Genomic DNA, 26,077 nt, shown 5'->3' with positions numbered 1-26,077 from the left:
TTATGAGAAAACTTTACAATACCATTGACCGGGAAATCTTGATTGAAAAAATGCGGAGCAGTCAAGAAGAACGCATCACCATTTCATTTTATAAATATTGTAAAATTTTAAATCCGGATTTTTTTCGAAATTACTTATTCGAAAAACTGGATGATCTGGGCACCTTGGGAAGAATTTATCTGGCACACGAAGGAATCAATGCACAGATTTCTGTTCCAAAAGAAAATTTAAATTTGTTTATAAGTACTCTGGATGAGATCGAATTTTTAAAAAACATCCGTTTGAATTATGCTATTGAAGATGATGGAAAATCTTTTTTCAAACTCGTCATCAAACGACGTACTAAAATCGTTGCCGACGGCATTGAGGACCCTGAATTTGATGTAACCCAATGTGGAGTGCATGTCGATGCAGCAGATTTTAATAAGCTGTGCAATCAACCCGATACACTCATTGTTGACATGCGCAACCATTATGAATCAGAAATTGGTCATTTTGAAAATGCCATCACCCCGGATGTCGTTACGTTTCGGGAATCTCTTCCGATCATTGCCACTCAGTTGGAGGAATACAAGGATAAAAACATACTCATGTATTGTACCGGTGGCATTCGCTGTGAAAAAGCAAGTGCATTTATGAAATACAAAGGCTTTAAACATGTATTTCAATTAAATGGCGGCATCATTGAATATGCCAGACAAGTAAAATCACAAAATCTTGAAAATAAATTTTTAGGAAAGAATTTTGTATTTGACGAACGATTGGGCGAGCGGATCACCGATTCAGTAATCAGTCATTGTCATCAATGTGGTGCTGTTTGTGATCATCACGTCAATTGCAAAAACGATCAATGCCATATTTTATTTATACAATGCCCGGAATGTGCAATTAAATACGAAGCGTGTTGTTCGAAGCGCTGTGCAGATTTTATTAAACTCGATGCCATCACACAAGAACAAATCAAACCAACGCTTGAATTTAATGGAAGTAAATTTTCAAAAGGCCGTTACAAAGCTTTGGGAAAAGACGAAGCCCTCAATTTGAGTGAATAATTTGCAGCTATTGGCTAAAGCTTCTAAAGAACCCATTATTAAATTGCAAACATGTCAAAACAGCTGTTAAAAGGAATCTTGAAAAAAAAATCACTTGGCATTAAAAGCCTGGCTGTTTTAATTGATCCCGATTATCTGAAATTAAAAAATCTCGAACAAACCCTTGCATTGTCACAAAAGCAAGGCGTTGATTATTTTTTTCTGGGCGGCAGTTTAATCTTACAGGATCGGATGGATGAAACCATCAAGTTGATTCGAGAGATGACCAATATTCCTATTGTACTCTTTCCCGGAAATAGTCAACAAATACATCCCGGAGCGGATGCTATTTTATTATTGTCATTAATTTCTGGAAGAAATCCCGACTATTTAATAGGTAAACATGTTGAATCGGCCATGCGACTCAAAGCCAGTCAACTGGAAGTCATTTCAACCGCTTACTTATTGATAGATGGTGCGCAAGCCAACACAGCAGCTTATATCAGTCAAACCCAACCCATACCTGCCAATAAGCCGGATATTGCTCTGGCTACAGCCATGGCAGGCGAGTTGCTCAATATGCAACTGCTTTATCTGGATGCAGGAAGTGGTGCCAGAAAACCAGTTCCGGAAACCATGATTCAAAAATTGAGTGCCCACATCCGTTTGCCAATCCTTGTAGGTGGTGGAATTCGCGATGGGGAAACCGTTTACAACATCCTTCAGGCAGGAGCAGATCTGATTGTAGTTGGAAATTTATTGGAAGAAGATCCCAAACAACTCAAAACCATTGCAGAATTGGTAAAGAACCATTCACCGCTACAAGTAAAAAAATCCTGAAATGCATGGATTGATTTTTCGCTCCACAGGAAGTTGGTATGAAGTCTGGGTAAATGAAATTCAAAAAACCATTCCCAGCAGGATTGTTGGAAAACTAAAACTTGACAAAGAAAATTTAACCAATCCCGTGGCCGTAGGAGATGAAGTGGAAGTCGAATTGGAAGATGAAATCAATGGTTTAATTAAATCTGTACTTCCCCGTAAAAATTACATCGCCCGGCAATCGCCGAAATCCCGCATGCAATTGCATTTAATTGCCTGCAACATTGACCAGGCCATTTTAATTACCAGCATTCGCGAACCCGATTTGAAAGCCGGATTTATCGATCGTTTTTTATTGACCACAGAACCTCAAAATATTCCGGTCCTTCTTGTTTTTAATAAATGGGATATTTATACAGAAGTAGATCGCATGATCTACACGGATATTAAAAATTTATATGAAAGCATTGGCTACAAAGTTTTAGCGGTTTCATCCAAAGATCAAACCGGCATTGCTTCATTAAAACAATGCATCCAAGGAAACGTAAACTTACTTTCCGGACAATCGGGCGTAGGTAAATCATCTATAATTAACAGTTTGCAACCAGATTTAAAATTAAAAACCAGTCAGTTGTCCGGTTATAGCGGCAAAGGAATTCATACCACCACCTTCGCAGAAATGTTTCCGGTAAATGAACAAACATTTATCATTGATACGCCCGGAATTAAATCGCTGTCATTTAATAATCTGGAAATTATGGATGTTGCACACAATTACCGCGAATTTTTTGAAGCATCTGCATCCTGCAAATTTGGCTCTCAATGTACGCATCGCAACGAACCCGATTGCGCTGTAAAAGAAAAAATGCTTGCCGGAATTATCAGTGAAGTCCGTTATAAAAATTATCTGAATGTATTAGAAGAAATCGAAGCTCAGAATTATTGGGAACGGAATAAGAAATATTGAAAGCGTATTTATTTAGTTAATCATTAAAACAGATTACAAATTTTAATCCTGGATCTAATTTAAAATTAAATTCGTAATAATTGAATTAAATTATTTTGAATTTTTTTATGCAGGTAGGAATTAAATTCAATAAAAATTTGATCAATTTATATTAATTGAGCATCTGAAATGGCTAAGTTGACAAAGTCAATTGGGTTGGTAAATGGAATCAATTTTGGTTCCATCCAATTTAATATATTAATAATTGATGTGTAAACTTCATTTGCACTCGTAAAATCTATTGAACTGCCATTAAAACAAACAGGTTCATTATGGTTAATCCTATTCCTAAATTTTCTAATAGTTTTAAGTTCCATCGATATTTGTTTTCTTTTTATGTTTGTGGGTAAGGAACTAAAAATCTGTATTGGTTTTCCGGACAATAATCTATAATGATATATTTCAAATAACTCTGTCCAAAAGCTGAATGTTAATTCTCCTATAATTTTACCTGGAGTAATTGGAATAAAATATTTGTTTAATTTATTTTCTGCATTTAAGATTTGATTTTTTAAATAATAATTATTTCCAGACAGAACGCTGTTACTCATAAAACCTTTTTTCTGATTAATGATCCAATTTGAATCACTAAAATGGGCAATTAGAATTTCATTGAGTCTATTTCTTAAGACAACTTCTATGACCCCTAATAATGGATGAAAGGACTGTGAAATTCTTAAATTTGCTATATATAATCGCTTAGTTTTATCAAACAGATTACCAGTGGCGTTATAATACCTTGTAATCCGCGCCGGAGAGAAATTATAGGTAAATTCAGAGTAAAGCATTTTATTTGAAAAATTAGAGATTTTATACGATATTTGTTCCGTGATGCTTGGTAAAGCCTCTTGCGTAAGCAACGTAACCAAGTAAAAGATAAAAGCCCAACAATTGTTGGGCTTTTTTATTTGTGCTCAATTGTTTGATAGCTAATCATTTAGATAATATTGTTTCATTAGAATTCTAGGATAATTCTTTAATCCTCGATATTAAGTTACCTAAAATTAAATCCGTAGAAATGGAATAATTTTTTTTGAATTATATATTTAACAAGAGGGAACTAAATTTGAAAATCAGGAGAATAAATCCTTTTTAATTAACTATATAAGATTAGACTTTTTATTGGTTTGAAAATTTCATTTATAACAATCGCAAATTTGCATTTATCCAGATTGTAAATTAAAAGGAGTATTCATCTAGAATTATACTTAATTGCATTTATCTTCATTAAGCAGTACGTAGGACTTTCTAATTAATCCAATTTTTCACCCGCCTCCCCGCCTTTTAGTATCTTCGCAAAAATTTTAATCCATGTATTTTACATTGACCGAAGAACAGATAGCTGTACGGGATGCAGCCAGGGATTTTGCCCGCAGGGAGCTGTTACCGGGCGTTATTGAGCGGGACGCCAAAATGCAATTTCCCAAAGAGCAGGTCCAGAAAATGGCCGAAATGGGCTTTTTGGGCATGATGGTCTCCCCGGAATATGGCGGTGGCGGCATGGATACCATCTCCTATGTCCTTGCCATGGAAGAAATCAGTAAAATCGATAATTCCTGTTCGGTGATCATGTCAGTAAACAACAGTCTGGTTTGTTGGGGACTCGAAAAAATGGGTACTGAAGAACAAAAACAAAAATACCTCCCCCGATTGACCAGTGGGGAGTGGATCGGCTCATTCTGTTTATCAGAACCGGAAGCAGGCAGCGATGCCACCAGTCAAAAAACAACTGCCGAAGATAAAGGAGATCATTACCTGCTCAATGGTACTAAAAACTGGATCACCAATGGGGGAAGTTCCAGCTTACACCTGGTAATGGCCCAGGCCAATCCGGAAGCCGGTAGCCGGGGCATATGCACGTTTATCGTTGAAGCAGGTTGGAATGGCGTAACAATCGGAAGTAAAGAAGATAAATTAGGCATTCGCTCGTCCGATACAACCAGCATCATGTATAATGATGTGATCGTACCAAAAGAAAATTTACTGGGCCCTCCGGGGGATGGTTTCAAATTTGCCATGAAAACACTTACCGGTGGCCGGATTGGGATTGCTTCTCAAGCTTTAGGGATTGCTTCCGGGGCTTACGAACTGGCTTTAAATTATAGTAAAGAGCGCAAAACCTTTGGCAAACCAATATCCAGCCACCAGGCCATAGCCTTTAAACTGGCGGATATGGCAACCGACGTGGAAGCAGCCCGACTCATGGTATTGCGCGCCGCCTGGATGAAAGACATGGGTCTTGATTTTGGTACAGCCGCAGCCATGGCCAAATTATTTGCTTCCGATGTAGCCATGCGCCATACGGTAGAAGCCGTTCAAATTCACGGTGGCTATGGTTTTGTAAAAGAATACCACGTTGAACGCCTGATGCGCGATGCAAAAATTACACAGATCTATGAAGGAACTTCTGAGGTACAACGCATTGTTATATCCAGAGCAATCCTCTCCGGGCAATTGTACCAACCCATGTGGATTGAATAAATAAAACTATGTTCGAACAAGCTTGGCATGTCGGGACTTTTGCCAAAATACCGGTAAAAATCCATTGGACCTTTATTCTTATATTAGTCTATGTTGCATCTACTTCTTTTTCACAGGGAGCAGGCTACGAAGCCATTTTTATTGAAATCTGTTTTGTGCTGGCCATGTTTTTTTGCGTCGTCCTGCATGAATTTGGACATGCCCTGACTGCCCAACGCTACGGCATCCGCACAGAAGATATCATCTTATTGCCCATTGGAGGGGTTGCCCGTTTGCGCAACATGCCGGAGAAACCTATCCAGGAATTGATCATCGCCGTTATGGGCCCAATGGTAAATATCATTATAGCAATTGCAGTTTTTATCAGCTTACTGAGCCTTTATGGAATTCCTTATTTTAGTTTGGATAATTTTCAAAACCTCGATTTTTCAAACTGGAAAGGCTTTCTTCCCCTGTTGATGATTTCCAATATCATGCTGGTGGTTTTTAATATGATCCCTGCATTTCCAATGGATGGCGGGCGGGTCTTGCGCGCCCTACTGGCCATGGGATTTGGTAGATTGAAAGCAACTCGCATCGCTTCGATTGTCGGACAAATTATTTGTGTTTTCTTAATTATAGTTGGTTTGTATTATGAAGCATATACCCTTGCCATTATTGGTGTGTTTATCTTTCTGAATGCTACACAGGAATACAAAAGTGTAGCACTCGACAGTGTTTTAAAAAATAAAACCATTCAGGATTGCTATCGAAAAGACTTTCACAGTTTCACAGATTATACAACGGTTAAAGATGCACATGATTTTATGATGCATCAAACCAACAAACATTTTATGGTGATCAATTTGTATGGTCAATACTGTGGCACGGTAACTGCAAAAGCCATCAAAGCAGCATATAAACTCAATCCGGAAACACGGATCTCAGAAATATATCAACCCAAAATTTTAAGTTTAAATTCAAGTACTTCCGTTGCGCATGCCTTGTATGCATTGCGCGGTCAGACCAATTTAATTTTAGTCACAGAAGCTGATGCCGTTGTCGGCGTTTTGGATCAGGAAAGCGTTCAGCAGCTCATAGATTTGGAGGGCTGAAGGCTAAAGGCTAGAGGCTTAATTGCTTATCCACATTCACTGACTACTGACTGTTAACTACTGACTACTGATTTTGGGGCTAGAGGCTAGAGGCTAAATTAGCTTGTTAGCTTGATAGCTTATCAGCTTTTTCCCCTTCAGACTAAACAAAGCTTGTCAGCTTAATCGCTTAACAGCTTCCTCACTAACTCCTAACAACTGCATTTGCTTCATTCTTATAAATTTGAATGAGTTCGTTCATAAGCGTTTCCATTTCTTCACTACTCATTTGACGGTCGTGATTTTCAAAAGTAAAACTTAAGGCATAGGATTTTTTACCAGGACCTATTTGTTCTGCATTTTCATAAATATCAAATAGCTGAACTGATTTTAATAAATTCTTAGAATGTTTAATTGCAATATCTTTTAATATATTAAATGGAACGCTTTGATCAATAATTAAAGCCAGGTCCCTTTTAATCGGTAAAAATTTACTAAACTCTGAAAACACTACCGGCTTATTTGAAATCAATGCAGCCAATGCTTCCAAATCTATTTCAGCGTAATAAACTTCTTTTTTAATATCAAAAATAGCAAGCAATTTAGATTGCAATTTTCCAAATTGAATGATGTCCGTGTTTGCGGATTTATATTCAACACCCCACTCAAATACGTGCTTGTTTTCAAAAGATTCAAAAGTTGGGATTGGCAATTGCAATTGCTTTAATATACTTTCAACAACTGCTTTGATCTGATAAAAATTTTGTGCGGCCGGTTTTGGATCAGACCAATGTGCCGCATGTTGCAAACCACATAACCAGATTCCCAGTTTTGATTTTTCTTGAACCTGGTCTCCATTCCGGATATAGGTTTTAGCCATTTCATAAAATGCTAAATCTGTTTGTTGCCGGTTGCTGTTGTATTGAATCGCTTCCAGTCCACCAAAACAAATGCTTGGCTTCATCGCATTCAAATGAATATTGGATGTGTTGTGAATAATTACCAGATCTTCTTCCCGATATAAACCAGACTGTATGCAAATCCCTGAACGCATCAAGGATAAACTCATAATCTCCTGTAAATTATTTGCACTCAGAAAACCTGCAATTTCTTTTCGGATCGGATACAAGGATCCTTTGGATTTTGGAAAAGAAACTTGCATTTTTTCCGGAATTGGAATATGCTCAAATCCATATACGCGACATACTTCTTCTACCACATCCGGCATTCGTAAGACATCGGGTTTATTGGTAGGAACAAAAACATGGAGGAATCCATTCTGTAAATCTTCAATCTCCATTTCCAATGCAAACAAGACCTGCTTTAATTTTTCCAAATCCAATTCCATTCCAGATAATTGGATGGCTTGATTTACATTTAATTTTATTTTAGCTGGTGTTATGGGTTCAGGATATAAATCGATCAAAGCCGAGCTAATTTGTGCATCACAGGTTTTTTGCAAAAGATAAATTGCACGCTGCAATGCAAAAATCGTTAGATTTGGATCGGAGCCTTTTTCAAAACAACGGGCAGATTGGGTTCTCAAATTGTGTGACATGCTGGACTTTCGTACCGCGCTGGCATTGAAATGAGCAGATTCCAAAAAAATAGTTTTTGTTGAATTACTAATTCCTGAATTCATCCCTCCAAAAACACCGGCCATACACAATCCTTGTTTGCTGCTATCGCAAATCATCAGATCATCCGAACGCAGACTGCGTTCAACTCCATCCAAAGTCACAAATTTGGTATCTGCCTCCAGGGTATCTACCAATATGCGGTGCTCTTTTATCCTATCGTAATCAAATGCATGCAAGGGTTGACCCAATTCATACAAAATATAATTGGTCACATCTACAACATTGTTTATAGGATTTAAATCCATGCTGCGAATGGCAGTTTTCAGCCAATCAGGAGATTCCTTTACTTCTATTCCTGAGATACAGATCCCACTATAGCGCGGACATAAAGCCGAATTTAAAACCTGGACCTTCATGTCCAATGATTTTACCTGCGTTTCCAACGTTCCCAATTCGATTTCGCGAAGTTGCTTTGTAGGATCTTTATGCACGCGGTACCAGGCTAATAAATCTTTAGCTACACCCAAATGACTCATGGCATCAGCCCGGTTGGGTGTCAAACCGATTTCAAAATAAACATCTGTTTTTAAATTCAAATACTCTGCTGCCGGGGTACCTGGAACGGCATTTGGATCGAGTAGTAACAATCCTTCGTGGTTGTCACTCAATCCCAGTTCGTCTTCTGCACAAAGCATGCCTTCTGAAGCTTCCCCCCGTATTTTTCCAGCTTTAATCACAAAAGAATCTCCATTTTTAGGGTACATGGTAGCCCCAATCTGGGCAAGAAACACTTTCTGACCTGCTGCAACATTTGGTGCTCCACAAACTACTTGCAATGTCGTCCCATTTCCGGGATTAACTTTTGTTAAATGCAATCGATCTGCATTTGGGTGTTTCCAGCACGCTAATATTTCCGCAACTACAATATCTTTTAAACCCCCTTTGAGCGCTTCTACTGTTTCGACGCTTTCTACCTCTAAACCCAAAGAAGTCAAGATGGAAGCCAATTCATCCACGCTTTCTGAAATATCAATGTATTGCTTTAACCAATTTAATGAAATACGCATAAATTCATGAGAATGAGGGGCAAAATTAATCCAGATTTTTGGTTAATGGATAGTGGATAATTATTTATAAAAACGGAGTTGAGGAAGTCTGAAGGTCTGGAGGTCTAAACGTCAGGAGGTCTGAACGTAAGGAGGTCTGAGGACCTATTTTATGATGTGTGGATGAATATTAATTACATAATTGTATTTAACTCAGAACTTGGTTTTCCACCCGTCCAGACCTTCAGTCGTTCAGACCTTCAGTCGTATATTTTTTCATACTCGTAAAGGTGGAAAGAGGCAAAGAAGAAAAGAAGTAAAGAAGTAAAGAAGATGCATCCTACTATCAACTGACACCTATCACCTAATTCATAATCTTGTAATTTCAGCTCCTACGGCATTCAACCGTTCATCGATGCGCTCATAGCCACGATCAATTTGATGTATGGAACGGATCGTGCTTTTTCCAGCAGCAGATAATGCAGCAATAAGAAGGGCTACACCTGCTCGTATATCTGGTGAGGTCATATCAATGCCTCGCAAGCTAAATTTTCGATTCAGTCCGATGACGGTGGCTCTGTGCGGATCACATAAAATAATTTGAGCACCCATATCAATGAGTTTATCTACGAAAAACAATCGGGACTCAAACATTTTTTGATGAATAAGGACACTGCCTTTTGCCTGGATGGCCATGACTAAAAGCGCACTCATTAAATCCGGAGAAAATCCCGGCCAGGGTGCATCGTAAATGGTCATTATGGACCCATCCATAAAACTCTGTATGGTATATTCTTCTTGTTCCGGAATCAGAATATCGTCTTGTTCGAATACCATTCGAACACCCATACGCTCAAATACAAAGGGTATTATTCCTAAATGTTCAATCCCTGCATTGGTAATGCGCAATTCTGATTGGGTCATTGCCGCCAGGCTGATAAAGCTGCCAATTTCAATCATATCCGGCAATAAGGTATGTTCGGTACCCTTAAGTTTCTCTACTCCTTCAATAACCAATAAATTAGAACCCAATCCGCTAATTTTGGCACCCATGCGGATTAACATGTGACATAATTGCTGAATGTAGGGTTCGCAGGCTGCATTGTAAATGGTGGTCGTGCCTTTTGCAAGGGTTGCAGCCATCAGGACATTGGCTGTTCCCGTTACAGAAATTTCATCCATCAAGATGTAAGCTCCCTTTAACTGATCTGCGGTAATCCGGTACTCAGATTTTGAATCATCAAATTGAAAATCAGCATTGAGCTTTTGCAATCCTAAAAAATGGGTGTCCAATCGTCTCCGACCGATCTTATCTCCACCTGGTTTAGGCAGTACAGCCCGTTTGAAACGAGCCAATAAGGGCGCCAACAGCATGACAGAGCCCCTAATTTTTCTGGCATTGTTTTGAAATTCTGGTGTACCGAAATAGTCTAGATCTACGGTGCTTGCTTCAAAGGTATAACTGTGGGCATCGTGCTTTGTTACGCTTACTCCCAATCCGGCAATTAATTCAATCAAATGACGAATGTCAAGGATATCCGGGAGATTATTAATTCGTACGGGTTGGTCCGTTAAAAGCGTTGCACATAAAATTTGAAGGGCTTCGTTTTTTGCACCCTGTGGTTGCAAACTGCCTTTTAATTTCTTACCACCAATAACTTCAAAACAATCGTTTCCTGACATACATTAAAATTCAGCTCCAAATGTAAGTATTGTCTAACAATTAACTTGCCGGCTCATTGAAGCCAAGGATTTTTGATAGGGCCACCTAATGGAAGTTTTTTTGAAAGAATGGCCTTAAATCAATAAATCGGTAAACTCTTCCAAAATCATTCCGGTTGCTCCCCAAATGACCAATTCGTTGATTTGAATGGTTGGTACCGTCATAATGGGCCCATGGCTTGTTTTAAGTTCCTGATTTTTTCGATTCTCGACCAATGGCAATTGATCCAGTTCGATTTCATGAATACTTAAAATTTCTTGTTCTTGAATTTCAAATACCGGCAATCCTTCAAAATATGCAACGTAGGGATAGACCAGGTAATCACTTACCGGAATGTATAACGAACTCAAGGCTCCAATTTTGTGAATTCGATCTTTGGCAACTCCAATTTCTTCTACCGTTTCTCGTAAAGCAGTATCCCAAGTATCCTGATCTGTGGGGTCTACTCGCCCTCCTGGTAGTGCTATTTGCCCTTTGTGCTTATCCTGAGGATGGTTGGACTGGCGGGTTATTAAAGGAAAATAGAACTTCTGATTTTTTTGGTAAAGTAGGATCAGCACTGCGGCCTGCTGAGCATTTGCCGGAATCTTATAGTCCAGGCGGGACGCAAAAGGTGCCAGCCTTTGGTGTGCCGCCTTACCTGGAAGTCCAGACAGGATATTATTTGAAATTTTGTGAATTCGATCCATGAATAAAACAAGAACCCGGCAAGATGCTACCAGGTTTAAATAAAAGACAGTTGTTGAAAATTATTATTTATTGCTGAGCTTTAAATACTCTTCCAAAGCCATGGTCATGGAAGGCGTTTCGACTGTAGGTGCCTGAATATCGAGTATCAATCCGGCATCAACGACTGCTTTCGCTGCAGCATTACCAAAAGCGGCAATTCGGGTATCTCCTTGTACAAAATCGGCAAAATTGTCAAACAGGGATTTGATTTCTAATTGACTAAAGAAAACAATGATATCGTATTTAATTTCCTTCAAATCTGAAAGGTTTGCACTCACTGTGTGATACATGGGGGATTCATGAAATTTTACTTTCAATGATTTTAAATAATTGGCAACTTCGGGATTACCCGTTTCGGAGCAGGGTATTAAAAAGGGTCCTGTTTCTTTATGTTTGTTGAAGTAGTTGGTTAATTCAGTAACCGATTTGGTCCCATTAAAAACTTTCCTTTTTCTAAAAATAATAAATTTTTGTAAGTAGTTTGCAATGGCTTCCGTTGCGCAGAAATACTTATTCATTTCATTGATTTTGAAACGCATTTCTTCTGCAAGTCTGAAGTAATTTTCTATTGCACTCTTACTGGTGAAAATGACATTTGGGTATTCATCATGCCGTATCCGTTGTCTCCTGAATTCTTTTTCAGTATAGCCTTCCACTTGAATAAACGGACGCCAATCTACAATGACATTAAACTTAGTTTCCAATTCAAAATAAGGAGATCGTTCTGGCTTAGGCTGAGATAATAAGATGGATTTAACCTTCTTATACCTATTTGTTTTTTTTGCAACGATGGCAGTCGGTTTGGTCGGCATTTCCTTCGGCATTCAAAACACGCCCTGCCTTTCCAGAAATTTGAACATTAAGACAAGGGGTGCAATTTCGAAGGTGCAAAGATACAATAAAAAATGAAAAATGTGCTCCCGCCAAATATTTGCCGAAAAGATAATCTCCCGCAATTGCCGGTACAGGTACAGGAAAGCAAACAGACTGATAATGATATAGATAGACTTCTGGGCGATCGCCGGACTGACAAATGTAATCACAAAATCTGCCGGAATTAGAATAATTGCCATGATACAGGAAAAGATCACTATGCTAAATAAATATCGGTCCGCTTCCTTATAAACGCCATAAATCAAGCCCAATACTTTTAAACTGATATGCCTTATGCTGTAGATCGTTAAAACAAACAGGGTAATATATAGAATGTAGACAGGTTCTCTTAGGCCTTTAAAATGGATAATAGATAGATATAAAAACAGACTGATGCCAATAAAGTATAGTCCGTACAACAGATAATAAATTAAAAAATTCTCCTCTTTACTCTCCCGATATAACAAACTCAGAAAATTGAGATTTAATAAGCTCCGATATAACTTAATCGTAACATTCCGGTTGATGTTTAATGCAATGGCCAAAAGAAAACTTAAAAACAAGAGTGCCCAAAAAAGCAAGGATTGTACATCCGTTGTATTGATTCTGCTGTTGTTTGGTTCCTGAATCCATTTAAAATATTGGATATCCGGCGCACCGGGGGAGCCTTTTATTTTTTGAGTTTGACCCGGTCTTAATTCAAACGGGTTTATTAAATTGCTCAAGGGTGTTGTATCTGCAATTTCTGCAGGGATCTCAGATGGGCTCTTGCTTTTTATTAATTCAAATGGATTTTGGGTCTGTCCGTAGATTGGTTGGACAGTCTGAATCAAGGTCAAACAAATTAGTACGCTTAAAATTCGGATCAGGGGCATATAAATTTAAATCCGATTCCGTGTATATTATCAATTTTAATGTCCAGGTCTTCACTTAGATATTTTCTCAATCTGGAAATAAATACATCCAGACTTCTGCCCATAAAATAGTCATCTTCACCCCACAAGGTTTCAAGAATTACTGAACGCTTAATGACTTTGTTTTTATTTTTTAATAGAAAACTAAGCAATTCACTTTCACGCTGGGTTAAAATTCTTGCATCCTCATTAAGGACCAGTTGATATTCAAGTGGCATGTAAATATATTTGCCAACCTGAATTTCCTTTTCTTCAGAAGGCGCTTCAAATACTTTACTTCTTCTTAAAAAGATTTCTATTTTAAGGATGAGTTCCTCAATACTAAATGGTTTCGTCAGATAATCGTCCCCTCCTAATCGTAGGCCATGGATACGATCCTCTTTTAATGATTTTGCAGTTAAAAATAAGATCGGTACCTGATGGTCCTTTTTACGGATATTTTCTGCAATAGTAAACCCATCCATTTCTGGTAACATGACATCTAGAATGACCAGTTCGAATTTCTCATTTTTAAATTTTTCGAATGCAGCGGCTCCACTGGAACAATGCACAACTTCATAACCCTGAAGCTCCAGGTGGTCTTTGGTTATGAATGATAAGGTTTCGTCATCTTCTGCATAAAGTAATCGCGCTTTTTTCATCGATAAGAATTTTTGAGCAATATACGTACAATTGTGCCTTTGTTGTATTCGCTGTCTATACTAAGTTCAAAACCATGTTCGTCACAGATCCTTTTAACGTAATACAGACCAATTCCAAAGCCTTTTACATTGTGAACATCTCCTGTTGAAACTCGGTAAAATTTTTGAAATAAATACGGAAGCTCGTCTTTTTGAATTCCAATCCCTTGATCTTCAATTTCTAATAAACAGCTTCCATTTTGGTCCACCGTACGTACTTTAATATGCGGTTGGTCCTTGCTGTATTTGACTGCATTATCCAATAAATTTGAAAATACATTCATCATATGAAAACGATCTGCTTTTATTTTATGGTTCAGGGCTTTTAAATCATACTCCATAGTGCCTCCGGTGTCCCGGATTCGCATTTGAAGTTGGTTGCAAATTTCTTTTAAATTTTCATGAATATCCATTTCTTCTTTACGCAAACTAAATGAAGATGACTCCATTTTTGCAATTTGCAATACCTTTTCTACCTGATCATTCAATCGTTGATTTTGATCTTTAATAATATGGGCATACTGCAACAACCGTTTATCATCTTCAATTAATGGATGATTTAATAATACATCGGCAGAAATTTTTATGGAAGATATCGGCGTTTTAAATTCATGCGTCATGTTATTTACAAAATCCCGCATGAGATCAGAATATCTTTTTTGACGAAGAATAATAAAAATAGCACCTGCCAATGTTAAGCACGCTGCCAGAATCAATCCTGAAAAAAAAATAACATAGCCTAATTTTTGGTATACAAATGAATCTTTGTCAGGAAATCGTACCACAAAATAATTGGTGATATCTGTCTTGCTTGCTTTTTTCTTTTTAGTGGTTATTTTCTTTTTACCTGGAACATTGCAACAATCACTATAGATTAATTCATTTGTCGAACAATCATAAACACCATATTCGAATGGGATGCTGATGCCTTGTTTATCAAATTCTGTTTCCAGTAAAACAGCCAGTACCGATTGGTCGATGGGTGTATTTACATTAACAAGATAAAAGTTGCCTGATTCTCTAACGATCAGCCCTTTTTCTGTCAATTTGGCTTTATTGTATTTTGCAATCCCATTGGCTGCATTTCGCAATGCAATGCTTACCGATTGGTGAAAGGTAGCCTCTTCCTTATTAAAATTTTGTTTAATAAAATAAGCCTGCATTCCTAAAATGCCCAGAATGATCAACACACTCAGGATGATTATCGCTGTAATTTTACCAGATGTCAATGCGCTGTTTTATTAATCAATAACTAATTTAGGCCGAATTGGTTTAAAAATGAATCAAGCTCCCGCATCCACTAATTCCATCCAACGGGCCTCTTTTTGTCGAATGATCTCCTGAATTTCTGTCAACCGCTTGTTGACCTCAGCCATTTGATCAATTTGTAAGGTGCCATCAGAAAATTTGTTAACCAAAACATCCCGCTCTGTCAATAATTTTTCCAGCTCTTTTTCTATTTTAATTAACTCTTTTTTCTCTTGTTGGCCAGTCCGTCTATCTCGGCTTACAGGCTCTTTTGGAATATCAGAATTCTTAGTTGATTGTTCCTGTTCCTTAGCTGCATCCTGCACATTTCGATAGTTGGAATAATTTCCAGGAAAATCTTCGATCACCCCTTCATCCTTTAATACAAAAATATGTTGGACAATCTTATCCATAAAATATCGATCGTGACTGACTACCAAAACACATCCCGGAAAATCTTGCAAGTATTCTTCCAATACGTTTAAGGTAATAATATCTAAATCATTGGTAGGTTCATCCAGTATTAAAAAGTTCGGATTGGAAATAAGAATTGTCAATAAGTACAATCTGCGCTTTTCACCTCCACTTAATTGAGAAACAAAAACTTGTTGTTGTGGTCTTGGAAATAAAAAACGCTCGAGCAATGCTTCTGCAGATAGCTTATGGCCTTTCTTTAATGGAATATAATCAGCAATGTCTCGAATGACATCAATGACGCGTTTGTCTTCAATGATCTGCAATCCATCTTGTTGATAATATCCAAATTGAACGGTCTCTCCTAAAATTATTTTACCCTGATCCACTTTAGCAGTCCCGGTAAATAGTTTCAACAAACTCGTTTTACCGGATCCATTTGGACCAATAATTCCAATTCGATCGGTAGGTTTAAATTTATAACTGAAATTTTTTGCAATCCATTTATGATCATAGGATTTGGAAATATTGTGCAACTCCAAAACTTTAGTGCCTAATCGTGGTTGTTCAATTTCAAATTCAATAGTTCCTGCTTCTTTAGGTCCAACCAATGATTCTTTCAGATCATAAAAACGATCTACGCGTGCTTTATTTTTAGTTGTTCGGGCTTTCGGCATTCGTCTAACCCAATCCAACTCCTTACGCAACAATTTTTCAGTTTTATCCCGGTAACTTTCTTCGTTTTGCATACGAATCGCCTTTTTCTCCAAAAAGCTCTCATAATCTCCTTGGTATTTGTATAAAACACCCCGATCCAGTTCATAAATCTGATTACAGACATTATTTAGAAAATAGCGATCGTGCGTAACCATCAGTAGGGTAATTTGGGAACTTTCCAAATATTTTTCCAACCATTCGATCATTTCCAAATCCAGGTGATTGGTAGGTTCATCGAGAATTAAAAATTCAGGTTTTCCACATAAAATCCGAACCATGGCCAAACGCTTTTTTTGTCCACCACTTAGATTTCTTACTTTAAAATTAAAATCCGGTAATTGAAATTTTCCAAATAATTCCCGCATGGTTGTATCCAATTCCCAGGCATGATGTTCATCCATTTGGGCCAATGCCTCTTCCATTTCCTTTTGATCGTGGGTGTGTTGCGCATGATACAGGGCTTTCAGGGGAGCCATCCAGGCTTCATTGGCATTCAATATCGCATCTAATAAACTGTCATCCGGGCTAAAATCAGGGTCCTGACTCAAATAGCCGATCCGAATGTCTTTATTGATATACATGCTTGCCAAATCACCATCCGGACTATCAATTCCGGCAATGATTCGAATCAAAGATGACTTTCCGGATCCATTCCGGGCTACAATTGCTGCTTTGTCACCCTGACTGATCGCAATTGCCAGATCTTCAAATAAAGTCTTTTCACCAAATTTTTTAGTGATATGTTCAAAATTGAGATAATTCACGGCTGCAAAGAAAAGAAAATCCTCGTTAAGAAGATTGTTATGAGTTGTAAATAGGATAAATGAATGCTGTTTGCTCTAAAAGAATCCAAAAATTAAAATGTAGCTTCTTCCTTCTATGTTTTCTTTATACCTATGTGCCTATGTGGTTCAATTACATTTTTTTTTTGAAACACATAGAGACATAGGAACATAGATACAGAGAATTGATTTACTTCTTGATTAACTATTGTTTCCTAAATCCCTATGTACCTATGTGGTTCAATTACAATCTTTTTTGGAACACATAGGGACATAGAAACATAGATGCATAGAATTGATTTCTTTTTAATTAACTATTGTTTCCTAAATCTCTATGTGCCTATGTGGTTCAATTACATTTTTTTTTGAAACACATTGGGTTTTCTAATAACGATGCCCTTGAAACCCGATTTTAAATCCTTCGTTTAAAACTTCTTTTTGGTAACGCTTTGACCAAATTAATGGATTGGTATGATTCATATGAATGAAGACAATTTTGGATTTGCTTGCTTTCGTTTCAGCGTGAAACAAATCCATGGTTTCTTTAACCGTTGGATGCGGTACCTCCTGAATATTTCGCGATTTTAATTCATCCATTGAATAAAAAGTAGCATCTAAAAATGCAAGGTCAACTTTATTTACTTCATCCACAATGTTGCGATTCCATAAATTCCACTTGTCAATATCAGGAATAAACAAATACGTTTTAGCACCACTTGTTATTTTAAATCCTGCGGTCTCTGAAAATTCATCGCGATGGGGAACAGTAAATGCCGTTACAGATAAGGAAGCAGAAAGTACGATTTTTTGATCCGGATTAATCGCTTGGATAACGATGTTATTAAGTTTTATTAATTGACTCCAGGGACCATTCTCTTTAATAAAATTGCAAAAGCGTTCCAATCCAAATACAGGAATTTCTTTTGAATTTTTTACTTCCCTTCCCAATTGCATCAATCCACTGTAATGACCGATGTGTGCATGCGTGATAAAAATGCCATCAGGCATGAGTGGGTATTGATTGCCTGTTAGTTTATTGAATAAATGAATTTGTTTTGAAATATCTGGAGTCGCCTCAAACAAATACCACTTTTTATTTTGTGGATCGATTACAGCCAGTGACACCACCATGTGAGCTTTTTTCAAGTCTTTCCAGGCAGGTTTACAACAATTGGCCTCACAACCCATGTGAGGATAGGATCCATCTTGAGAAATTCCTAATAAGAGTACGGTTGAACTATCTTGAGCGCTTAGGTTCCAATTAAAAAATAATATATAATGCAGAAACAATAATTTATAAAACGACTTCATAGTTAAATTTCTTTCAATCGTTTTTTTAATGCATTCATTTCATCCCGATGGGAGGCAGCCTGAATGAAATCAAGATCTTTCGCTGCTTGTTTCATTTTTAATTCTGTTTGTTGAATGAGTTTTTCCAATTGATCCCGATTCATATAAGCAACCAATGGATCGGCTGCAATATTTGTTTCATCTTTTTCAAAATAAACTTTTGAATGTCCCCTCATATCCAAAATCGAACTCTTATGCATGATTTCTTCCCGCGTTTTACTCAGGGTTTGAGGGGTAATCTGATGTTCTTCATTATAAGCCATTTGGATAATGCGACGTCGATTGGTTTCGTCGATAGTCCGTTGCATAGAATCCGTGATTTTATCAGCATAAAACAACACCAGACCGTTGACGTTTCTTGCTGCACGTCCCGCAGTTTGTGTCAGGGATCTGTCATTTCTTAAAAATCCCTCTTTATCTGCATCTAAAATTGCAACTAAAGAAACTTCAGGCAAATCCAAGCCTTCCCGCAACAAATTAACCCCCACCAGTACATCAAATTCACCCAAACGCAAATCGCGCAATATTTCCACACGTTCCATGGTATCTATTTCTGAGTGGATGTATTTACACAAAATATTCAATCCTTGAAAATATTTACTCAATTCCTCAGCCATTCGTTTTGTCAGTGTTGTTACCAACACACGTTCCGATTTTGCCTTTCGTTGCTGAATTTCATGCATTAAATCATCAATCTGATTAAAAGATGGGCGTATTTCAATTGGAGGATCCAATAAACCCGTAGGACGCACTACTTGTTCGACAAATACACCTTCGGTTTCTGTTAATTCATAATTACCGGGTGTTGCACTGACGTAAATAACCTGATTGATTTGTTGTTCAAATTCATCAAAATTTAATGGCCGGTTATCCAGAGCAGATGGAAGTCGAAATCCAAATTGCACAAGGTTTTGTTTTCGGGCTCGGTCGCCTCCCCACATTCCCCGTATTTGAGGGATTGTAACGTGGCTTTCGTCAATAATTAGTAAATAATCATCTGGAAAATAATCCAACAAGCAAAAGGGTCGGGTACCCGGTACCCTGCCATCAAAAAAGCGGGAGTAGTTTTCAATTCCACTGCAATAGCCCAATTCGCGAATCATTTCCAAATCAAATTGGGTTCGTTCTTCAATCCGCTTCGCTTCCAAATATTTTCGCTCAGATTCAAAATAAATTTTTTGAGCCTGCAATTCATCTTCAATAGAATAAATGATGTTTTTCAGTCGGTCTTTAGGTGCAACATATAAATTAGCTGGAAAAATGGCCGCATGGTCCATACTGGTGACTCGTTTGCCGCTGCTCAACTCAATTTGATCAATGTTTTCAATTTCATCTCCAAAAAAATGGATGCGGTATCCATAATCGGCGTAGGGTAAATGGATGTCCACCGTATCGCCTTTGACCCTAAACTCTCCCCTGTTTAATTGGGTTTCTGTGCGGCTGTATAAACTGTCCACGAGTTTGTATAAAAATGCATTTCGAGGATACACCTGTCCTTTTTGAATTCGAATGATGCCTGATTTGTAATCTTCAGGATTTCCCATCCCGAAAATACATGAAACGGTAGCCACCATGATGATGTCCCTTCGTCCGGAAAGCAAGGAAGACGTTGCTTTTAATCGCAATTTATCGACCTCCTCATTGATCATTAGATCCTTTTCAATAAATGTATCAGTAACTGACAGGTAGGCTTCCGGTTGGTAGTAATCGTAATAGGAAACAAAATATTCAACCGCATTATCCGGAAAAAATTCCTTGAATTCTCCGTACAATTGTGCGGTCAAGGTTTTATTGTGCGTCATCACCAAAGTCGGTTTATTGACCTGGGCAATTACATTGGCAATGGTGAATGTTTTACCAGATCCTGTTACCCCCAATAAAACCTGTTGACGTTCCTGCTTGTTAATCCCATCAACTAATTGTTCGATGGCCTGGGGTTGATCACCGGTAGGTTTGTAAACGGATTCTAGTTTAAACGACATAACAAAACGGTAAAAATAAGCCCCATTTGGAACAAGCTGAAATTATAAATTTACATAACAAGAAAACAGGTCAGGGTCCGGCTTTGATCATCCTGCATGGTTTATTTGGGAGTTTGGATAACTGGCAAAGTATCGTGCGTTTATTAAGTACCGATTTTACTGTTTACAGCCTGGATTTAAGAAATCATGGCAAATCGCCTCATACGACCACATTTTCTTTTGAAAGTATGGCTCTTGATGTTTTTCAATTTATTGAAAAACATCAATTACAAGCCCCAGACCTTATAGGACATAGTATGGGAGGCAAGGTCGTGTTGAAAATGCTCAGTATGCAAGCCCAAAAACTAGGGCGAGCTATGATTCTGGATATTTCCCCTAAAGTATATAACCGTGGTCATGATTCAATATTTAAAGCACTGTTTAAAATAAAGCTTGAAGCACTGCAAAGACGGGATGAAGCTGATTTGATCTTGCAATCTGAAATTAGCGATTTGGTAGTTAGACAATTTTTATTAAAAAATTTAGACAGACAGTCAACTGGAGGTTTTAACTGGAAATTTAATTTAAAAAGTCTTTTTGAAAATTACCACCACATTTTAGAAGAAATTAAATTTAATCAGATCATATCCAATGAAGTTTGTTTTGTAAAAGGCGAACACTCGAATTACATTGAGGCAGAAGAAATGGAAGAATTAAAAAAAACTTTCATACATGGACAATTGATAGAAATAAAAGATGCCGGACATTGGATCCATGCAGATCAACCCATGAAGTTGTTGGAAGTAATTAAAACATTTTTTTTATAAAAACTCATTCACGTGTTTGCAAAAAAATCATTTGGCCAACATTTTCTTCATAACAAACATGTGTTAGAAAAAATTGCTGCACTGATAGCTGCAACACCAGGAGATTACTTATTGGAAATTGGTCCCGGCAAAGGAGCCTTAACCCGTTATCTGAAAAACCTGAAAGCAAACTTTATTGCCGTGGAAGCAGATCGGGACATGCAGGATTATTTATTGCAACATGATTTGTTATCGGAAGATCAATTGATAAAACAGGATATTTTAAAACTTGATTTTAAAGATGTGTTTGATGCGCATCCGTTTGTATTGTGTGGAAATTTTCCATACAACATATCGTCTCAGATCATTATCAAAACATTGGAAAACGCAGATCGGATACCCTGTATGATTGGAATGTTTCAAAAAGAAATGGCCATGCGCATTATTTCACCCCCTGGTTCGAAAGAATATGGTGGATTGAGTGTAATTACCCAACTCTTATATCATACCAAAAAGTGTTTTGACATTTCACCCAGTTCGTTTAGTCCGCCTCCCAAAGTGATATCCAGTGTTTTGCAGCTTACACGCAGACAGGATGCCATTTCAAACACAACTTATCATGCGGTTCAAAAATTGGTGCGGCAATCTTTTCAATATCGGAGGAAAACTTTAAGAAATAATTTAAAGTCCTATGTTCAAAACCAAGACCTGCTTCAAGATCCATTTTTTGACAGGCGGCCGGAAGATTTGGCACCTCAAGAGTATGTTCAACTCTTAAAAAACTTAGATTTATAGCTTAAACCAGTAGCGCTAAATTAGCCAGGCTGTCGGGATGACTGGATTCGAACCAGCGGCCTCTTCGTCCCGAACGAAGCGCGCTACCAGGCTGCGCTACATCCCGAATGTAAATTGAATCCACGGTGCATGTGCACACACGGCTGGGTTAAACCCATTTTCAAAGATAAAAAGAAAGGAAATGTAGGGGTTAAAAAACAGAAAGGTCGCATCAAGGCGATGCGACCTTTCTAATCCCTGTGGGAATAAAATCCCGACTTTAACGAAGCTTAAAAACTCTCACTTATTATCTAAAACGCAGCTTCCATGCGCTTGGTTTCAATTTCCTGTTAAGGTTTTGCTAAAAATGAATGCTAACTGATGAGGCTGTCTGCTATTGAAGCACCATGGCCTGCTCCTCCATCATTTTCCGGATATTGATGAGGGCGTAACGCATCCTGCCCAAAGCTGTATTGATGCTTACTCGAGTCAGTTGGCTGATTTCTTTAAAACTCATATCGGCATAATGCCTTAACACAACCACTTCCCGTTGCTCATCCGGCAGTTGATCTACTAAACTGCGAATTCTGTTGTGGGTTTCTGAACGGATCATTTGATCCTCCCGGTTCTCATCTGGCAATTCCAAAACATCAAAAATGTCGAAATCATCGCCTCCGCTTACTTTAGTCCGCCTTTTATTGCGTCTAAATTGATCCACACACATATTGTATGCAATCCGGATAGCCCATTGGCCAAATTTACCTTCGTGGTTGTAACTCCCTTTCCGAAGGGTGTCAATAATCTTAATAAAGACATCCTGAAAAAGGTCTTCTGCCAACTCCCGGTCCTTGACGAACAGGTAAATAGACGTATAGATCTTTTGCTGGTGACGCTTTAATAATTCGGAGAAAGCGGACTCGTCGCCTTGAAGATACAGATCAATTAGGGCTTGATCTGTTAGATTAATTACTTGCATACCCTTATTTTTAAAGATGAATAAAGTGTAGAAGTTTTAATCTATAGGCTTTTTTTTTGTGAGCTGTTAATTACGTGATAAAGATACGATAGCCATCGTAGTCGTTGCATGCTTGCCTTCGTTTTAACGAAATTTTAACCGGCTACGCTGATTACCTAATACAAACATATCAAAAAAAATGCCAATCACAGGTAGTATTTTGAATCTTATTTAAATAATTGCTTAAAAAACCTTCTTTTTGCAGGTTCATTCGGATTCATGTCAAAAACCCAAAACCCAAAATCCAAACAATTTATTGAGATTAAAGGAGCCCGATCCAATAATCTTCGGAATGTGGATGTCATGTTGCCTAAATCCAAACTCATTGTGGTAACCGGAGTGTCTGGTTCCGGAAAATCATCTTTAATCATTGATACGCTCTATGCAGAAGGGCAGCGTCGGTATGTGGAAAGTCTCTCCGCATATGCCCGTCAATTTTTGACCCGAATGAAAAAGCCTGAATTGGATTATATCAAAGGCTTGTGTCCTGCAATTGCAATTGAGCAAAAGGTTACCTCAAGCAATGCCCGCTCCACGGTGGGTTCTCTTACTGAAATTTATGATTTTTTAAGGCTCTTGTATGCCCGATTGGGAAAAACCTATTCTCCGGTTTCTGGTAAAGTAGTTAAAAAACATGAGGTAAAAGATGTGGTTGATTTTATTGGTCAACAGCAAATGGACACTAAAATTTATATCTCCTTTAATTTACAACAAAATTATCCCGACAGAAGCCTCCAACAGGAATTAGAAATTTTACTTCAAAAAGGCTTTAACCGCATTTTTTGGAATCATGAACTCTACCTGATCGAAGATTTACTGGTTTCAAAAAAAAATATTAAACATAAAGTCACACATTCCGATTATAAATCCTTCTTTATTGTGGTGGATCGTTTAAAATTGGCTGCAATGGATGAGGATATGCAAAAGCGAATTGCCGATTCTATTTTAACCTGTTTTTCTGAAAGTCTGGGAGATTGTACGCTTATTTTTAATGATGAAAAAATCCACCATTTTTCATCGCGCTTTGAGTTAGATGGAATAAAATTTCCTGAACCAAGTCCTCAGTTGTTTAATTACAACAACTCGTTTGGTGCATGCCCTGTATGCGAAGGGTATGGACGCATTATTGGAATAGATGAAAATAAAGTGGTGCCCAATAAATCGAAAACAATTTATGAAGGAGCCATCGCTTGTTGGTCTGGTGAAAAATCCAGTGAATGGCTTACACCTCTGATTCAAATAGCGGCTAAAATAAATTTTCCGTTACACCTTCCTTATCGTGAACTAAGCGAGGCACAAAAAGAAATTTTGTGGAATGGCATTGAACAATTTCAAGGGATCTATGCATTTTTTAGAGACCTCGAAGAAAAACTTTACAAAATTCAAAACCGGATTATGCTTGCCCGCTATCGCGGAAAAACACATTGTACGGCATGCAAAGGTGCCCGATTAAGAAAAGAAGCTTTATATGTAAAATTTGCCGGAAAAAATTTCAGGGATCTGATGTTTATTCCAATTGAAGATTTATTAAAATTTTTCAAAACTTTAAAATTAGATCCAGGCGATTTTGAAATTGCAAAGCGCTTACTGCTTGAAATTACAAATCGTCTCGAAGTGTTGGATAAAATCGGATTGTCTTATTTGACTCTGGACCGACTTTCAAGTACCTTAAGTGGCGGTGAATCGCAACGAATACATCTAACACGTACATTGGGTTCAAATTTAACTTCTTCTTTGTATATATTAGACGAACCAAGTATTGGTTTGCATCCAAAGGATACCGCAAAATTAGTTGAAGCCTTGCATCATCTTCGTGACTTGGGCAACACGGTCATTGTAATTGAACACGAAGAAGAAATAATAAAAAATGCAGATGAAATTTTGGATATCGGACCAGGTGCCGGAATCCATGGTGGAACCGTGGTTTATTCTGGATCGTATAAAGAATTTTTAAATCAAAAAACAAAAAATCTTACAGCTTCTTACATTACTGGAATTAATAAAATACCGATTCCACTAATTCGTAAAACCAATTCAGATCAAATTATACTGGAAGATATAAATTTACACAATCTACAAAACCTAAAAGTTCATTTTCCACTTCAATGTATGATTTGTGTTTCAGGAGTTTCGGGTTCCGGAAAAACCAGTCTGATCAAACATGTTTTTCATCCATTACTCCAAGCAAAATTGACAGATGATTTTCAGGAGGACCAAAATCTTGGAAAATTAAGTGGCGCGTATAAGCGAATTAAGCAGGTGGAATTGGTAAATCAACAAGCCATCGGTCGTTCTTCACGGAGCAATCCAGCTACTTATGTAAAAGCCTATGATGAAATACGGGATATTTTTAAACAACAACCCTTATCTAAATTACGTCAGTATCAACCTAAACATTTTTCATTTAATGTAGAGGGGGGTCGATGTGAAACCTGCAAAGGGGATGGTGAAATTATCGTTGAAATGCAATTTTTAGCAGATGTTAGTTTGATTTGTGAAGATTGCAATGGCAAACGATTTAGCAATGAAATTTTGGAAGTCAAGTACAAGGATAAAAATATATTTGACATCCTTGAATTGAGTATTGAGGAATCCTTGAAGTTTTTTTCAGATAGAAAAGAACTGGTAAAAAAATTAAAGCCACTCAATGATGTGGGATTAGGATACTTAAAGCTTGGACAATCCTCCTCTACTTTGTCTGGTGGAGAAGCTCAACGATTAAAACTGGCCTATTATCTTGGTTTGGAAAGCAGTTCGGATCACATCTTTTTTATTTTTGATGAACCAACTACCGGCTTGCATTTTGACGATGTAAAAAAATTATTATTTGCATTGCACAGTCTGGTAGAAAAAGGGCATACGGTTTTAGTCATCGAACACAATATGGATGTTTTAAAAACAGCCGATTGGATTATTGATCTTGGGCCAGGTGGAGGCCGTCACGGCGGACAATTATTATATGAAGGCACTCCTGAAGGTTTGTTAAAAGTAAAAAATTCACATACCGCAAGATATTTGAAAGCGAAATTAAACGGATAATCAATTAAAAATT

General features: G+C 37.6%; 20 protein-coding genes and 1 tRNA gene. 8 read left to right on the top strand and 13 right to left on the bottom strand.

The genetic code is table 11. The features are described from left to right. Positions 1 to 2: 2 nt before the first annotated feature. The 3 genes from IPK91_11820 to rsgA are packed head-to-tail and all read left to right on the top strand — an operon-like array spanning position 3 to position 2,820. Positions 3 to 1,052 (top strand): rhodanese-related sulfurtransferase, encoded by a 1,050-nt coding sequence (locus IPK91_11820; protein MBK8297941.1) that lies wholly within the window; start codon positions 3 to 5, stop codon positions 1,050 to 1,052. A gap of 51 nt (positions 1,053 to 1,103) precedes the next feature. After that, on the top strand, positions 1,104 to 1,871 hold the full coding sequence (locus IPK91_11815) for a geranylgeranylglyceryl/heptaprenylglyceryl phosphate synthase (GenBank protein ID MBK8297940.1): 768 nt from the start codon (positions 1,104 to 1,106) through the stop codon (positions 1,869 to 1,871). A 1-nt stretch (position 1,872) separates the two neighbouring features. Further along, on the top strand, positions 1,873 to 2,820 hold the full coding sequence (rsgA, locus tag IPK91_11810; GenBank protein MBK8297939.1) for a ribosome small subunit-dependent GTPase A: 948 nt from the start codon (positions 1,873 to 1,875) through the stop codon (positions 2,818 to 2,820). Positions 2,821 to 2,966: 146 nt separating this feature from the next. On the opposite strand, the gene IPK91_11805 is transcribed toward rsgA, so the two are convergent. Next, the gene (locus tag IPK91_11805; GenBank protein ID MBK8297938.1) at positions 2,967 to 3,647 is read right to left on the bottom strand and encodes an Abi family protein; all 681 of its coding nucleotides are present in this window, start codon (positions 3,645 to 3,647) and stop codon (positions 2,967 to 2,969) included. Between the two features lie 523 nt (positions 3,648 to 4,170). Here IPK91_11805 and IPK91_11800 point away from each other — a divergent pair. Both IPK91_11800 and IPK91_11795 read left to right on the top strand, forming a co-directional pair. Then, positions 4,171 to 5,340: an acyl-CoA dehydrogenase gene (locus tag IPK91_11800; protein MBK8297937.1), complete on the top strand. Its 1,170-nt coding sequence runs from the start codon at positions 4,171 to 4,173 to the stop codon at positions 5,338 to 5,340. A gap of 8 nt (positions 5,341 to 5,348) precedes the next feature. Beyond that, positions 5,349 to 6,434 (top strand): site-2 protease family protein, encoded by a 1,086-nt coding sequence (locus tag IPK91_11795; GenBank protein ID MBK8297936.1) that lies wholly within the window; start codon positions 5,349 to 5,351, stop codon positions 6,432 to 6,434. A 184-nt stretch (positions 6,435 to 6,618) separates the two neighbouring features. On the opposite strand, the gene IPK91_11790 is transcribed toward IPK91_11795, so the two are convergent. From IPK91_11790 to uvrB, 10 genes are all read right to left on the bottom strand, one after another. Beyond that, positions 6,619 to 9,060, bottom strand: coding sequence for a phenylalanine--tRNA ligase subunit beta (locus IPK91_11790; GenBank protein ID MBK8297935.1), 2,442 nt, complete (start codon positions 9,058 to 9,060; stop codon positions 6,619 to 6,621). A 348-nt stretch (positions 9,061 to 9,408) separates the two neighbouring features. Next, positions 9,409 to 10,722: a UDP-N-acetylglucosamine 1-carboxyvinyltransferase gene (gene murA, locus IPK91_11785; protein MBK8297934.1), complete on the bottom strand. Its 1,314-nt coding sequence runs from the start codon at positions 10,720 to 10,722 to the stop codon at positions 9,409 to 9,411. 114 nt (positions 10,723 to 10,836) lie between these two features. Then, positions 10,837 to 11,451, bottom strand: coding sequence for a CoA pyrophosphatase (locus tag IPK91_11780; protein ID MBK8297933.1), 615 nt, complete (start codon positions 11,449 to 11,451; stop codon positions 10,837 to 10,839). Between the two features lie 63 nt (positions 11,452 to 11,514). Further along, positions 11,515 to 12,303: a uroporphyrinogen-III synthase gene (locus IPK91_11775; GenBank protein MBK8297932.1), complete on the bottom strand. Its 789-nt coding sequence runs from the start codon at positions 12,301 to 12,303 to the stop codon at positions 11,515 to 11,517. A 12-nt stretch (positions 12,304 to 12,315) separates the two neighbouring features. After that, positions 12,316 to 13,239, bottom strand: a complete 924-nt coding sequence (locus IPK91_11770; protein ID MBK8297931.1) for a DUF4271 domain-containing protein — start codon at positions 13,237 to 13,239, stop codon at positions 12,316 to 12,318. After that, positions 13,230 to 13,919, bottom strand: a complete 690-nt coding sequence (locus IPK91_11765) for a response regulator transcription factor (GenBank protein ID MBK8297930.1) — start codon at positions 13,917 to 13,919, stop codon at positions 13,230 to 13,232. The genes IPK91_11770 and IPK91_11765 overlap by 10 nt, the downstream gene beginning before the upstream one ends. Then, positions 13,916 to 15,187 (bottom strand): HAMP domain-containing histidine kinase, encoded by a 1,272-nt coding sequence (locus tag IPK91_11760; protein MBK8297929.1) that lies wholly within the window; start codon positions 15,185 to 15,187, stop codon positions 13,916 to 13,918. The genes IPK91_11765 and IPK91_11760 overlap by 4 nt, the downstream gene beginning before the upstream one ends. Positions 15,188 to 15,241: 54 nt before the next feature. Continuing rightward, positions 15,242 to 17,101 carry an ABC-F family ATP-binding cassette domain-containing protein gene (locus tag IPK91_11755; protein ID MBK8297928.1) on the bottom strand — a complete coding sequence of 620 codons (1,860 nt, stop codon included), beginning with the start codon at positions 17,099 to 17,101 and terminating at the stop codon, positions 15,242 to 15,244. 402 nt (positions 17,102 to 17,503) lie between these two features. Beyond that, the gene (locus IPK91_11750) at positions 17,504 to 18,430 is read right to left on the bottom strand and encodes an MBL fold metallo-hydrolase (GenBank protein ID MBK8297927.1); all 927 of its coding nucleotides are present in this window, start codon (positions 18,428 to 18,430) and stop codon (positions 17,504 to 17,506) included. Between the two features lie 2 nt (positions 18,431 to 18,432). Continuing rightward, positions 18,433 to 20,451: an excinuclease ABC subunit UvrB gene (uvrB, locus tag IPK91_11745; GenBank protein MBK8297926.1), complete on the bottom strand. Its 2,019-nt coding sequence runs from the start codon at positions 20,449 to 20,451 to the stop codon at positions 18,433 to 18,435. A gap of 26 nt (positions 20,452 to 20,477) precedes the next feature. On the opposite strand from uvrB, the gene IPK91_11740 reads away from it, so the two are divergent. Both IPK91_11740 and rsmA read left to right on the top strand, forming a co-directional pair. Next, positions 20,478 to 21,257: an alpha/beta fold hydrolase gene (locus IPK91_11740; protein MBK8297925.1), complete on the top strand. Its 780-nt coding sequence runs from the start codon at positions 20,478 to 20,480 to the stop codon at positions 21,255 to 21,257. A 12-nt stretch (positions 21,258 to 21,269) separates the two neighbouring features. Then, complete coding sequence (rsmA, locus tag IPK91_11735) at positions 21,270 to 22,031, top strand: ribosomal RNA small subunit methyltransferase A (GenBank protein MBK8297924.1); 762 nt, start codon at positions 21,270 to 21,272, stop codon at positions 22,029 to 22,031. A gap of 32 nt (positions 22,032 to 22,063) precedes the next feature. Here the strand turns inward: rsmA and IPK91_11730 are convergent. Both IPK91_11730 and IPK91_11725 read right to left on the bottom strand, forming a co-directional pair. Continuing rightward, positions 22,064 to 22,137: transfer RNA gene (locus IPK91_11730), tRNA-Pro, on the bottom strand. A gap of 267 nt (positions 22,138 to 22,404) precedes the next feature. Then, positions 22,405 to 22,986 carry a sigma-70 family RNA polymerase sigma factor gene (locus IPK91_11725; GenBank protein ID MBK8297923.1) on the bottom strand — a complete coding sequence of 194 codons (582 nt, stop codon included), beginning with the start codon at positions 22,984 to 22,986 and terminating at the stop codon, positions 22,405 to 22,407. Between the two features lie 258 nt (positions 22,987 to 23,244). Between IPK91_11725 and uvrA the strand changes: the two genes are divergently transcribed. Continuing rightward, the gene (uvrA, locus tag IPK91_11720) at positions 23,245 to 26,064 is read left to right on the top strand and encodes an excinuclease ABC subunit UvrA (GenBank protein ID MBK8297922.1); all 2,820 of its coding nucleotides are present in this window, start codon (positions 23,245 to 23,247) and stop codon (positions 26,062 to 26,064) included. Positions 26,065 to 26,077: the final 13 nt, after the last annotated feature.

Source organism: Saprospiraceae bacterium (assembly GCA_016712145.1).
GTDB lineage: Bacteria > Bacteroidota > Bacteroidia > Chitinophagales > Saprospiraceae > Vicinibacter.
This window is presented reverse-complemented; position numbering and strand designations above follow the sequence as displayed.

Coding starts and splice junctions, on each gene's coding strand:
- IPK91_11815 (MBK8297940.1), top strand. CDS start 1,104: ATGTCAAAACAGCTGTTAAAAGGAATCTTGAAAAAAAAATCACTTGGC.
- IPK91_11750 (MBK8297927.1), bottom strand. CDS start 18,430: ATGAAGTCGTTTTATAAATTATTGTTTCTGCATTATATATTATTTTTT.
- IPK91_11800 (MBK8297937.1), top strand. CDS start 4,171: ATGTATTTTACATTGACCGAAGAACAGATAGCTGTACGGGATGCAGCC.
- IPK91_11770 (MBK8297931.1), bottom strand. CDS start 13,239: ATGCCCCTGATCCGAATTTTAAGCGTACTAATTTGTTTGACCTTGATT.
- murA (MBK8297934.1), bottom strand. CDS start 10,722: ATGTCAGGAAACGATTGTTTTGAAGTTATTGGTGGTAAGAAATTAAAA.
- IPK91_11805 (MBK8297938.1), bottom strand. CDS start 3,647: ATGCTTTACTCTGAATTTACCTATAATTTCTCTCCGGCGCGGATTACA.
- IPK91_11725 (MBK8297923.1), bottom strand. CDS start 22,986: ATGCAAGTAATTAATCTAACAGATCAAGCCCTAATTGATCTGTATCTT.
- IPK91_11765 (MBK8297930.1), bottom strand. CDS start 13,919: ATGAAAAAAGCGCGATTACTTTATGCAGAAGATGACGAAACCTTATCA.
- IPK91_11780 (MBK8297933.1), bottom strand. CDS start 11,451: ATGGATCGAATTCACAAAATTTCAAATAATATCCTGTCTGGACTTCCA.
- IPK91_11775 (MBK8297932.1), bottom strand. CDS start 12,303: ATGCCGACCAAACCGACTGCCATCGTTGCAAAAAAAACAAATAGGTAT.
- IPK91_11790 (MBK8297935.1), bottom strand. CDS start 9,060: ATGCGTATTTCATTAAATTGGTTAAAGCAATACATTGATATTTCAGAA.
- IPK91_11820 (MBK8297941.1), top strand. CDS start 3: ATGAGAAAACTTTACAATACCATTGACCGGGAAATCTTGATTGAAAAA.
- uvrA (MBK8297922.1), top strand. CDS start 23,245: ATGTCAAAAACCCAAAACCCAAAATCCAAACAATTTATTGAGATTAAA.
- IPK91_11795 (MBK8297936.1), top strand. CDS start 5,349: ATGTTCGAACAAGCTTGGCATGTCGGGACTTTTGCCAAAATACCGGTA.
- rsgA (MBK8297939.1), top strand. CDS start 1,873: ATGCATGGATTGATTTTTCGCTCCACAGGAAGTTGGTATGAAGTCTGG.
- uvrB (MBK8297926.1), bottom strand. CDS start 20,451: ATGTCGTTTAAACTAGAATCCGTTTACAAACCTACCGGTGATCAACCC.